Origin of the sequence: Nostoc sp., assembly GCF_036917465.1 — a bacterium.
Taxonomy (GTDB): domain Bacteria; phylum Cyanobacteriota; class Cyanobacteriia; order Cyanobacteriales; family Nostocaceae; genus Nostoc.
In genome coordinates this window covers 1-12,209 of record NZ_JBALDL010000042.1, presented here as the reverse complement: position 1 = coordinate 12,209, position 12,209 = coordinate 1, and the positions used below count along the sequence as shown (strand labels likewise).

Here is a 12,209-nt window from a genome sequence, read left to right as displayed (position 1 = left end):
CAATGTTAGAACAACAGCAGTGGACTATAGCAGCAAACGAACAACCCCCGGAGTGGTTCATCCAAGCGGTGAAACAGCATACGCCCCTATCAAGTGGAATGTATGCAGCGCAATTATTGTGGCAACGGGGAATTAAAGATAATCAACAATTAACAGCTTTTATTAACTACAAAGCTTATCAACCAGCGAGTCCCTTTGAGTTTGGGCAAGAGATGCACTTAGCGATCGCACGATTGCAACAAGCATATAACGCCAAAGAAAAAATTGCCATCTGGGGAGACTTTGATGCTGATGGCATTACTGCCACATCGGTACTTTGGGATGGATTTGGGCAATTTTTTACACAAAACACTCAGTTAATTTACTATATTCCCAATCGCCTGAAAGAATCTCATGGATTGAATAATCAAGGGATTGATAATTTAGCAAAACAAAGTTGCAAATTAATTGTTACTTGCGATACTGGCAGCACGAACATTGAGGAAATTATTTATGCCAAACAGTTAGGCATAGATGTAATAGTTACAGACCATCATACTTTACCCACCGAACGCCCACCCGTCGCAGCAATTATCAATCCCCGCTATTTTTCAGGGGAACATCAGCTATTTAATCTTTCTGGGGTAGCAGTAGCTTATAAGTTAGTCGAGGCACTGTATCAAACTCTGCCTAATATTGCAAAATATCCGTTAGAAGATTTATTAGATTTAGTAGCAGTCGGATTAATTGCCGACTTGGTACAGTTAAATGGAGATTGTCGTTATTTGGCGCAGTTGGGAATTCAACGACTGCAAGCAGATTTTCAACAACCGCCAGCAGAGCGTCGCCGTCCGGGGGTGGGGCGATTATTAGAATTGTGCCAGAAAAGTGGCGATCGCCCCACAGATATTTCCTTTGGTTTGGGGCCAAGAATTAACGCCGTCAGCCGCATCCAAGGTGATGCCGGTTTTTGCGTTGAATTATTAACCAGTCGAGATGTCAAACGTTGTCACGAATTAGCCGAAGTTACAGAACTTGCGAACACCAGGCGCAAATCTTTGCAAAAAGATGTGCAGGCACAAGTAGCACAAAAACTTTCTCAATTAGACTTATCAACCACCAGCGTCATAGTCCTAGAAGATGCCCAATGGCCTGCGGGTGTATTGGGCTTAGTTGCTGGACAGGTGGCACAAGAAACAGGCCGCCCAACTATTTTGTTGAGTACAGAGGGATTAGGGGCTGGGGACTGGGAACTGGGGACTGGCAATCAAGGACAAGGGGGACAAGGGGGAATTATTGAAGAAATCTCTTCCCAATCCCTAATCCCCAATCCCCAATCCCCAATCCCTAATCCCCAATCCCCAATCCCTAATCCCCAATCCCTCGCCCGTGGTTCCGCCCGTTCGGTGAATTCTGTCGATTTATACCAACTGGTGAAAGACCAAGCACATTTGTTACATCGCTTTGGTGGACATCCCTTTGCAGCAGGTTTGAGTTTGTTGGTGGAAAATATTCCTTTATTTACAGCAGCGATTAATCAGCAGTTGCGGCAATCTTTAGGTAGTACAACCTTAACGCCAACTGTGCAAGCAGACTTGACGGTAACAGTTGCAGACTTGGGGAAAGAGTTGTTTTTAGAACTGAAAGTGCTAGAACCTTGTGGAATGGGTAATCCTGTTCCGAAGTTGCTAATTCAAAACTGCCGGTTTGAGAATGCTTGGCATCGCAATCAGCAGGATTGGCAAGGGAAAAAAGTACAGTACATTAAAACCGAGTTTGACATTCGGGATGATTCCAGCAAAATTGCTTTTCCTGGCTTATGGTGGGGACACTACAAAGATGAATTACCTATAGGAAGCTGTGATTGCATAGCCGAATTAGACTACAACACCTTCAAAAAACGTTATGAAATTAGATTAATTGCCCTGCGTCCTAGTGTTGACTCAGCACTTAACACTCGAAACGGGCTAAACGCCCCGCTACCGCTAACACCACTTATCTTAGACTTACGGAATCAGGAACACTCAGAACAGGCAACTCAAGACGGGCTAAACGCCCCGCTAACAGCATTGATTCTCGAAGATTGCCCCACGAGTTGGGATAATTTACGCCTCTGGTTGCGGCGATGTCTAGCGACAAGCCGTTCCGCGTCTACGCTTGACAATCAACAACTAGCGATCGCTTGGTCTAAACCCAACCACCAATCACCCAATCAAATTTGGCTGACTCTTGCAGGACTTGCCAAATATCTCAGTCGCACAAATCAACCAGTTACCCGCGTCCAACTTTTAGAGAAAATTGGCATCAGCGACCAAACCTTAATTGTCGGAATCAAAGCTTTAAAAGCTTTAGGGTTCACAGTCAAACGAGAAGACAATTATTTACAATTTTCTTGGCATCCAAGCGATCGCGCAGAAAACCTTACTGATGCAGCAGTGGCAAGATTTTTAGCTGCTGTCCGAGAAGAACAATTTCAGCAACAGTATTTTGCCGAAGTGCCTTTATCTACTATTATGGCGATCGCAAACTCCGACAATTATATGGGTGCAAACCGTTAAAAATAAAAGCCTGTATTCATTAGTGAATCAGGCTTTTAAGGTTTGTTATTAAACTTACACTGAGAACTTCAGTTTAATCACTGAATAGCGAATCCTTCCGGTCTGATAGCATCTTCCAAATCAACCCCCATCAGGTTAGCCCCCTGGATGTTTGCATTTGTGAGATTTGTATTTTCCAAGTCTGCGCCCTGTAGGTTAGCCATTTGCAGGTTTGCTCCCAACAGGTTGGCTTTTTCTAGGTCAGCATCAAATAGGTTTGCTCCTAACAGGTTTGCTCCCAAAAGGTTTACCTTACCTAAATCTGCTCCTTGAAAGTTTGCGTTTTGTAAGTTTGTTTGCTGTAAGTTAGCTTTTTCTAAGTCTGCATTTTGTAAGTTAGCGCCCTCTAAGTTTGCCGCTTGCAGGTTTGCGTCCTTGAGCATTGCTCCAGTTAGGTTACATCCAACACATTCATTGGTTTGTAATAAGTGTCTAACATTTGCAGCTACAGACACTATTGGTGATGTAACTGGAGGTGTTACCGGAGAAGTTACAGCCTTCATTGGCGATGTAACTGGAGGTGTTACCGGGGAAGTTACAGTCTGCATTGGTGATTTAACTGGAGATATTGCTGGAGCTACTTTAGACCCCGTAGGTATAGATGGTGTTAGTGTTAAAGGTGTTAGTGTTAAAGCTCTAACGCTGGGCTGGTCAAAGAGAGAAAATCCTGCTACAAGTACCAGAAATACTGCTGTTACGAGCCACCGAGTTAATTTTTTGGAATTTGATTGATTCATTAGTTACTTCCTGTGATTATTCTTAGTAGTGGGTTTGATTTTATAGGAGCCATCAATAATCTGCTTTATTCTCACTTTAGATAAAATGATTGATAACATCAAATATTATTTTGATTGTAATTGATAAATTCAAGTGATTGAAATATCTTTGCGGATGGGAAACGATCGCGTGATTTTTTGGTTATAAGCTGTCGCGCCAGTTGCCTCATAATCTTTTAGGTAAAACCTGTAAACCCTCTCCTCTGCTCCCCTGCTGTCTCAATGTGCAAATTAAAAACACAACAGCTTATCTGGGAATAGCCCTCATCTGCGACACCGATAGCGAACGCGAACAGCATCTCATAGAGAGCGTCATAGCCCGTCTTAGACATCACTTAATGTCTAATTAGAAAGCATTGCCAGACTAGGTAAAAGTCGATATGATTCACTTTTAATTAAGATAGAGAGTCCCAAGTAAATTAAGACAAACGGGAAGACTTTTCGACCGTAGCGAGTTAAAACGGGAGCCATGAGAGGATTACGAGTCAGGTTGTAAGAGAGTAAGCACCACACCCCAACCGTGAAGTAGCAAACACACAGAATTACACCCAAACTTGGAAGATTGCTACTAGCAAACAACGGTACATAGATTCCAATGTTGTTTCCTCCATTGGCAACAGTGACAGCAGAAACGCGGTAGGTTTGAGGATCGCGGATGGTTGCTAATAGTGATTTTTTCTGGCGTTCAGATTTGACAGGAGAGGTTAAGTCAACTGACACAGCTTGCACTGTCTCTGCATTGTCTTCTCGGCTGATGAGATTACTAATACCAATGGCGACGGGAAGCAAACCTAGTAATCCAATCCAGGTGGTGGGAATCAGAAGACCGCCGAAGAAACCAGGAAGACTAGCAAAAACTAACGTGGTGAATCCAAGAAATTCACCGATAACAATATGCTTAGGACGAAAACTGCGATTGACTTTTCCAAAGAAAGCTGTCAAGTATAAATTGTCATCAAAGGTGGTTGCAAAAGCAGCAGATATCCCAATAATTAATGTGCTAATTAACCAAGTCATAATTGTTACTCACGATAATTCAATGCTGTTCGTCCTTCTCTGCTTCTCGCTGTGAGCGCAGTTCATGAGATTGTCTGACTGTTTTACCTAACGACAACCAATCAAGCTTCGCTAGTCATCAGCCAGTTCTCCAGTTTGTAGAGGCGATCGCCTCCAATCAAATTGGTAATTTTTTTCTCAGCAAGGTACCTTGGGAGCTCATGAGGTCAATATTATGGCTTGCAACCAAATAAGATCAAATACTCTTGTTGTTCAAAATGATAAATAAAAGTGATTAATAACTTTACCATCTGTTTTCGGCTTTCTATCTAATGTGAATATTCTCCCCAAAAAGTTGCTTGAGGTAAGGAAAGCGCAGAGTCTAGCAAGCCTTTATTAACTATATTTAACGACTCGTCAGCGAAACTGGCGAGTTCATCATGCATACGAATTACGTCTTCTTCCCCCAGGAATTTAGGATGCTGCAAGTCTCTTGCAACCCAGATTCCGCAGGTTAGTCAGTAAAGGAGATAATATTTGTGACAAGGAGTACTAAAAAACTGTACTGCTAATCTCCTGGGCTTTGTTATTTGAGTCAGTGGTTTCTTCAATTCCAGAGATTGAGCCTTTGGCAATTCCTTAACCGATCGTCCAACTTTAACAGGGGTATTTTATAGTGCAAACATCTATTCTGCCAAATCTGGGGTCAATTGAGCCGAGCTTAATTTTAATTGATGAAAAGCTTCCTGGTGGCGCGTATTGGGATTACGTTATCAAACGGGGAAATACTTTGCGTGTGACTGATTTGGAAGGTTTTCAGGGCGTTTCGATGATTTGCTACAACGCTGATAACTCAATTGAGCGGCTGAACGTAGCAGATACCGCCAAGATTCAGTTCAACGCTTTCCTGAAAAAGGGTATGGTAATTTACTCTGATATGGGGCGTATTCTATTCTCCATCACGGAGGATACCTACGGTTATCACGATCTGATCTGTGGTTGTAGCAATGCTGCTAGCAATATTGCAAAATATGGCGAAAGCGATTACAACAACTCCCGCAACAATTTTCTCAAAGCTTTGGGTAAGCGTGGTTTAACGAAAAAAGACCTAATGCCTAACCTCAATTTGTTTAGCCGGGTGGCAGTGCATCCCAATGGAGACTTGGAATATGTTGCAGGCGATGAAAAACCGGGTAGTTTTATTGATTTGCGGGCGGAAATGAATGTGTTGGTGATTATTTCAAACTGTCCCCATGTATTACACCCCGATACAGCGTATAAACCTAAGCCAATTCAGCTTACGGTTTGGAAATCCTCTGCACCTACACCAGACGATCTCTGCCGCACTGCAAACGAAGAAGTGATTCGTGGTTTCATTAACACTGATGCGTTGTTTGCTCAGGAGTAGTTGGGCTGAAATCTGTAACTTAATTTCTTTGTATCTGAAAATAAAACAGGAATCTCATTATGGTCGCAACATTACCCATTGAACTAGATCCAGCAAAAGCAATTTACGATCGCCAATTGCCTGCCCGTCAACCCTGGTCTAGAGTAATCAAAAAAGGGCAAATTTTACGGATTATCGATCTATTAGGTAATCAAGCCGTTGATACATTATTTTACAACGCTTACGATCCTTCCGAACGTTATAGCGCTCCTGATACCATTGTTCGTCAAGGCAATATTTTCATTACTACTGGCACTCATCTGATTTCCAACGAAGGAAACGTAATGATGACCGTCATCCGTGATGACTGTGGCAAACATGATACACTTGGCGGAGCATGTAGTATGGAAAGCAACTCAGTGCGCTATGGGCTACATAAAAAGCATCTGCACGCTTGTGTCGAGAATTACTTGCTGGAACTGAGCAAGTACGAGATGAACAAACGCGATCTCGTCAGCAATGTGAACTTCTACATGAATGTTCCCGTTAACGAAGACGGCACGTTGGAAATTGTCGATGGTATTTCAGAAGCCGGGAAGATCATCGATTTACAGGCAGAGATGGATGTGATGGTATTAATTTCTAACTGTCCACAAATCAACAATCCTTGCAATGCTTATAATCCCACACCAATCCGGTTAATTGTTTGGGACGCAGTGTAAGGGGCAAAGACGTGGTAGGGTGCAGTTGTTGATTGATTTAACGCTGATGTTCAACAAAGTTTTGATTGCCAATCGGGGTGAAATTGCTTGCCGGATTATTCGCACCCTCGATCGCCTCGGTATTGCCTCAGTTGCAGTCTACTCCGAAGTTGATGCCCACGCAGCCCATGTTGCTGCGGCTGGGGAAGCCGTCTGTGTTGGAGATGCTGCTGCCGCGCAAAGTTATCTTCGGATGGAGGCGATTTTAGCGGCAGCACAGACGACTGGTGCTGAGGCGATTCATCCCGGTTATGGTTTTTTGAGCGAGAATGTAGCGTTTGCTGAAGCTTGTGCGGAAGCAGGGATTGTATTTATTGGCCCCACACCCGATCAACTGCGGCGATTTGGGCTGAAACATGAAGCAAGAGCGATCGCACAAGCTGCTAAAGTCCCACTTCTTCCCGGTAGTTTGTTGCTAGACAATTTGCAAGAGGTGAAACAGGCAGCAGCAGAAATTGGCTATCCTGTGATGATCAAAAGTACAGCCGGGGGTGGCGGTATTGGAATGCAGTTGTGCCGGAGTGAAGACACTTTGCCCGACTTGTTGGAAAATGTCCAACGGTTAAGTCGCAATAACTTTAGTCAGAGTGGAGTATTTTTAGAAAAATACATCGAACGGGCGCGGCACATTGAAGTGCAAATTTTTGGTGATGGTGAGGGAAATGTCATTGCCCTCGGTGAACGCGATTGTTCAACGCAACGGCGCAATCAAAAAGTGATTGAAGAAGCCCCTGCACCAAATATTAGTGATGCTTTGCGGCAGCATTTGTATAAGTCTGCCATTAAACTCGGTCAGGGAATTCGTTATCAATCGGCTGGTACGGTTGAGTTTATCTATGATGTGGATACCCAACAGTTCTATTTCCTTGAGGTGAATACCCGCCTACAGGTGGAACATGGCGTAACAGAATCCATTACAGGCGTGGATTTAGTCGAGTGGATGGTACGCCAAGCTCAGGGAGAGTCGCTTGGGTTGGAATCCTACCAGTATCAACCGCGAGGACATTCGATTCAGGTGCGGATTTATGCCGAAGATCCGAATAAAAATTTTCAGCCGAGTTCTGGTGAGTTAACTCAAGTGCAGTTTGCGGATGGGATTCGCTGCGATACCTGGATTGCCACTGGCACAAAAGTGTCGCCGTTTTACGATCCATTGTTGGCGAAGGTAATTGTGCATGGGGAGTCAAGAAAAGATGCGATCGCTATTCTCCAAACTTCCCTTGGTCAATGTCGCATCGATGGCATTGAAACCAATCTGGAATATTTACGCCAAATTGTTGCCGATTCAACGTTTAGCCAGGGTAATATTACCACGAAATTTACCAATAGCTTTACCTATTGCCCTAATACAATTGATGTGCTAGTTCCAGGTACGATGACCACCATTCAAGATTATCCTGGACGGGTGGGCTACTGGAATGTTGGTGTACCCCCCTCCGGCCCAATGGATTCTTTAGCGTTTCGGTTGGGCAATCGGATTTTAGGAAATCCAGAATCAGCAGCCGGGTTGGAGTGTACATTATCTGGCCCGGCTTTGCGCTTCAATTGCGATACAGTAATTTGCCTCATGGGAGCGCAGATGAAAGCTACCCTAGATAAACAACCGATTCCCTATTGGACGGCAATTCCGGTAAAAGCAGGGAGTACCCTACGCTTGGGCAGCATTCAGGGTAATGGTTTCCGCACATATATTAGTATACAAGGTGGGTTTGATGTCCCCGATTATTTGGGCAGTAAAGCAACCTTTACCCTGGGTGGGTTTGGTGGACATGGCGGCAGAGCCTTACAGGTGGGCGATGTCCTCAAATTGCATCCCTTCACGTCCCAAGAATCGCAGCCCATTTCCCCCGAATTGATTCCCATCTACTCAAATCATTGGAAAATTGGCGTTTTATATGGCCCTCACGGTGCGCCGGATTTCTTCACAGATGAAGATATTGAGACTTTTTTCAGTACTCATTGGGAAGTGCATTACAACTCAGCGCGAACTGGAATTCGGTTAATTGGGCCAAAACCGACTTGGGCAAGACAAGATGGTGGTGAAGCGGGGCTACATCCCTCCAATATTCACGATAATGCTTATGCCGTTGGGACAGTGGATTTTACCGGAGATATGCCAATTATCCTGGGTTTGGATGGGCCAAGTTTAGGCGGTTTTGTCTGCCCTGCCACGATCGCAGAAGCAGAACTCTGGAAAATTGGGCAACTTAAACCAGGGAACACAATTCAATTCCGTCGCCTCACCTTTGAGCAAGCATTGCACCAAGAATTGCAGTCGGATCGGCAAATCCAAACGCTGGAAGTGGGGGAATCGATTGTTGTGATGGCTGACGGTTCTGAAAATCACGCGATTGTGGCAGAAATTCCCGCAACCGATGATCAAGTTGCCGTTATCTACCGTCAATCTAGTGATAAATACTTGCTGATTGAATACGGAGATTTGGTACTGGATTTGAAGTTGCGTTTCCGGGTGCATGAGTTAATGGCTCATCTGCAAACTCATCCCATTGATGGGATTTTGGAATTAACGCCAGGAATGCGATCGCTCCAAATTCACTACGATAGCCGTGTCATTTCGCAATCAAATTTAGTTACCGCCTTACAAAATATCGAATCTCATCTCCCAGATATTTCAAACCTAGAAGTGCCAACCCGTATTTTACATCTACCTTTGTCTTGGGATGATGAATCTACTCAACTTGCCATTCAAAAATATATCCAGTCGGTGCGAAAAGATGCACCGTGGTGTCCTAGCAATATTGAATTTATTCGCCGGATTAATGGACTGGGCAGCATTGCAGAAGTTAAAGAAATTGTCTTTAATGCCAGTTATTTGGTGATGGGCTTAGGTGATGTTTATCTTGGTGCGCCAGTGGCAGTGCCGCTCGATCCGCGTCATCGCCTCGTCACCACAAAATACAATCCCGCCCGGACTTGGACTCCTGAAAATGCAGTTGGTATTGGTGGTGCATATCTCTGCGTTTATGGGATGGAGGGGCCGGGTGGCTATCAGTTTGTCGGACGCACTGTACAAATGTGGAATCGCTATAAACGAACCGCAGATTTTCAAGATGGTAAACCCTGGCTGTTGCGATTCTTCGATCAAATTCGATTTTATCCAGTTTCTCACGAGCAGCTAATGCGCCATCGAGAGGATTTTATTGAAGGCAAGTTCAAACTCAAGGTTGAAGAAACCACATTTAAATTCGGTGACTATCAACAATTTTTGCAAGAAATTGCCCAAGAAACGACGATATGCCAAACCCGGCAGCGAATTGCCTTTCGAGAAGAACGCGATCGCTGGACAGCCACAGCCGAAGATGAAAGTACCCTCGTCGTAGCCAATCTTCCACCAGCAGCTGCAACTATTATTCCCGATGATTGCTACGCCCTAAGCGCCCCAACGACGGCAAACGTCTGGCAGGTGTTAATCAAACCAGGCGATCGCATTACAGAAAACACAGGTGCGATCGTGTTGGAAGCCATGAAACAGGAAATGACTCTGTTACCGGACGATCCAGGAACCGTGGTAGAAGTCCTCTGCGAACCTGGGCAACTTGTTACCGCCGGACAGATATTAGCGATCGTCCGAGGAGAAGCATGATAATTCGTAATTCGTAATTCGTAATTAAATGGGTATAACAGAATTGATCGGCTTAGATATTGCATCGCTGCTTACAGCTTATCGAACGGCTCAATTGCAACCAACGGATGTCATTGAAGAAATTTATCGCCGGATTGCTACACGGGGAAACGATGCCGTCTGGATTCATCTATTACCACAAGCAGAGGCGATCGCTCAAGCTGAAGCGATCGCTGACAGGAATCTTGATGATTTGCCTCTCTACGGTATCCCTTTTGCGGTGAAAGATAACATTGATGTGGCAAAAATGCCTACGACTGCTGCCTGTCCAGCCTACAGCTATATCCCAGAAAAAACGGCAACGGTAGTTGATCGCTTACTCCAAGCTGGGGGAATTTTAATCGGCAAAACCAATCTCGATCAATTTGCTACGGGGTTGGTTGGAGTGCGATCGCCTTATGGAGCCTGTAGCAGTGTTTTCCATGACGATTATATTTCCGGTGGCTCTAGTTGTGGTTCTGCCGTGGCAGTCGCGGCAGGGCTGGTGAGTTTTTCACTAGGCACTGATACAGCCGGTTCTGGACGAGTTCCAGCAGCATTTAACAATATTGTCGGACTCAAGCCTACTAAAGGTCTATTAAGTACGTCTGGCGTAGTGCCTGCCTGTCGTTCGCTCGATTGCGTCTCCATTTTCACATTGAATTGCCAAGATGCTGCGATCGTCTGGCAAGTTGCCCGTGGCTTTGATCCTACCGATAGTTATTCACGCCAAATTCCACCACAAACCGCAGCAATTCCATCATCATTTTTCTTTGGAGTCCCCAAGGCAGATCAATTGCAGTTCTTCGGTGATGCAGCCGCAGCAGATTTGTATGAGCAAGGATTACAGAGATTAAAGGCGATCGGCGGTAATCTTGTAGAAATCGATTTTCAGCCCTTCCACCAAGCTGCTAATTTACTCTACTCTGGTGCTTGGGTGGCAGAAAGGCTAGCTGCTATTCAATCTTTTTTTGAAACTCAAGCTGATGCCATGCATCCCGTTGTCCGCCAAATCATTAGCAATGGTTTGCGCTACACAGCAGTAGATACTTTCAAGAGTTTTTACGCTTTAGAAGCACTCAAACAACAAGCTGCACAAGAGTGGGAAAAAGTCAATATTTTGGCATTGCCTACCACGGGGACTATCTATACCAAAGCGGAAGTAGAAGCTGATGCGATCGCTCTCAACACCAACCTCGGCTACTACACCAATTTTGTCAACTTAATGGACTTGTGTGCGATCGCCCTTCCCTGTGGCTTCCGTGCTAATAGTTTGCCAGCTGGCATTACTTTAATCGGGCAAAGCTTTCAAGACGCAGACCTGTGTAAGTTAGGTATCCGCTATCACCATCAGATGGGCGTTACTTATGGCAAAACAACTTCTATAAGGATTTACCCATGACAACTGCATCTACTAACATGATTACTATTGCTGTTGTTGGCGCTCATCTCACTGGGCAGCCCTTAAACTATCAACTGCAAGAACGCCATGCCACCTTACTAAAAACCTGCAAAACCGCCCCTACCTATCGCTTTTATGCCCTTGCCAATACCCAACCAGCCAAACCTGGATTAATAAAAGTTCTCGATGGTTCTGGGGTAGGCATTGAAGTAGAAGTTTGGCAACTGAGTGCAGAAGGCTTTGGTACTTTTGTCGCCGCAGTACCGCCACCCCTGGTGATTGGAACCTTAGATATGGAAGACGGTTCTTCGGTGAAAGGATTTTTGTGTGAATCCTATGCGATTACCGACGCGCAAAACATTTCCCAGTATGGCGGGTGGCGTAGTTATCTTGCTAGCTTGTAAAGTTGGGATGCTCGCCTATTGTGTCAAGAGTGCGATCGCGGGTTATTGATATCTGGTGACTAATGCGATCGCTCTTTAGGAAAAACTTTTTGGTTTACTGTTAATAATTGCCACTGCGGCAAATTACACGGCATTGATTGCGATCGCTATATATTTGGGTATTTGTTAAAAACACTCCTTGATAATCAGGCAACCGCGCTCGCCCCAGAACTGATGCAACAAAGCTATAACCGATTGAAAATTCACGTTTCCCCCTTCCTTTCTTACTCAAGACAGTGCATAAAC

At 44.7% G+C, this 12,209-nt stretch carries 10 protein-coding genes; 7 read left to right on the top strand and 3 right to left on the bottom strand.

Features of this window, described 5'->3' with window-relative positions:
- Positions 1-2: 2 nt before the first annotated feature.
- Positions 3-2,537 carry a single-stranded-DNA-specific exonuclease RecJ gene (locus V7K38_RS08840; RefSeq protein ID WP_334857097.1) on the top strand — a complete coding sequence of 845 codons (2,535 nt, stop codon included), beginning with the start codon at positions 3-5 and terminating at the stop codon, positions 2,535-2,537.
- Between the two features lie 77 nt (positions 2,538-2,614).
- Here the strand turns inward: V7K38_RS08840 and V7K38_RS08835 are convergent, their stop codons facing one another.
- The gene (locus tag V7K38_RS08835; protein ID WP_334857118.1) at positions 2,615-3,079 is read right to left on the bottom strand and encodes a pentapeptide repeat-containing protein; all 465 of its coding nucleotides are present in this window, start codon (positions 3,077-3,079) and stop codon (positions 2,615-2,617) included.
- On the opposite strand from V7K38_RS08835, the gene V7K38_RS08830 reads away from it, so the two are divergent.
- Positions 2,991-3,308 (top strand): hypothetical protein, encoded by a 318-nt coding sequence (locus V7K38_RS08830; protein WP_334857121.1) that lies wholly within the window; start codon positions 2,991-2,993, stop codon positions 3,306-3,308. The genes V7K38_RS08835 and V7K38_RS08830 overlap by 89 nt on opposite strands.
- Before the next feature lie 386 nt (positions 3,309-3,694).
- On the opposite strand, the gene V7K38_RS08825 is transcribed toward V7K38_RS08830, so the two are convergent.
- The gene (locus tag V7K38_RS08825) at positions 3,695-4,369 is read right to left on the bottom strand and encodes a cadmium resistance transporter (protein ID WP_334857096.1); all 675 of its coding nucleotides are present in this window, start codon (positions 4,367-4,369) and stop codon (positions 3,695-3,697) included.
- A 655-nt stretch (positions 4,370-5,024) separates the two neighbouring features.
- On the opposite strand from V7K38_RS08825, the gene V7K38_RS08820 reads away from it, so the two are divergent.
- The 5 genes from V7K38_RS08820 to V7K38_RS08800 are packed head-to-tail and all read left to right on the top strand — an operon-like array spanning position 5,025 to position 11,924.
- Positions 5,025-5,756, top strand: a complete 732-nt coding sequence (locus V7K38_RS08820) for an urea amidolyase associated protein UAAP1 (protein WP_334857095.1) — start codon at positions 5,025-5,027, stop codon at positions 5,754-5,756.
- Positions 5,757-5,815: 59 nt separating this feature from the next.
- Entirely contained in the window at positions 5,816-6,457 is a 642-nt protein-coding gene (locus V7K38_RS08815; protein WP_334857093.1) for an urea amidolyase associated protein UAAP2, read from the top strand.
- A 46-nt stretch (positions 6,458-6,503) separates the two neighbouring features.
- Positions 6,504-10,100 carry an urea carboxylase gene (gene uca, locus V7K38_RS08810; protein WP_334857091.1) on the top strand — a complete coding sequence of 1,199 codons (3,597 nt, stop codon included), beginning with the start codon at positions 6,504-6,506 and terminating at the stop codon, positions 10,098-10,100.
- Between the two features lie 28 nt (positions 10,101-10,128).
- Complete coding sequence (gene atzF / locus V7K38_RS08805) at positions 10,129-11,520, top strand: allophanate hydrolase (protein ID WP_334857089.1); 1,392 nt, start codon at positions 10,129-10,131, stop codon at positions 11,518-11,520.
- Positions 11,517-11,924, top strand: a complete 408-nt coding sequence (locus tag V7K38_RS08800; RefSeq protein ID WP_334857087.1) for an allophanate hydrolase-related protein — start codon at positions 11,517-11,519, stop codon at positions 11,922-11,924. The genes atzF and V7K38_RS08800 overlap by 4 nt, the downstream gene beginning before the upstream one ends.
- A gap of 100 nt (positions 11,925-12,024) precedes the next feature.
- Here V7K38_RS08800 and V7K38_RS08795 read toward each other — a convergent pair.
- Positions 12,025-12,209, bottom strand: a 185-nt coding sequence (locus tag V7K38_RS08795) for a hypothetical protein (RefSeq protein ID WP_334857086.1), incomplete at its 5' end; no start/stop codon positions are given.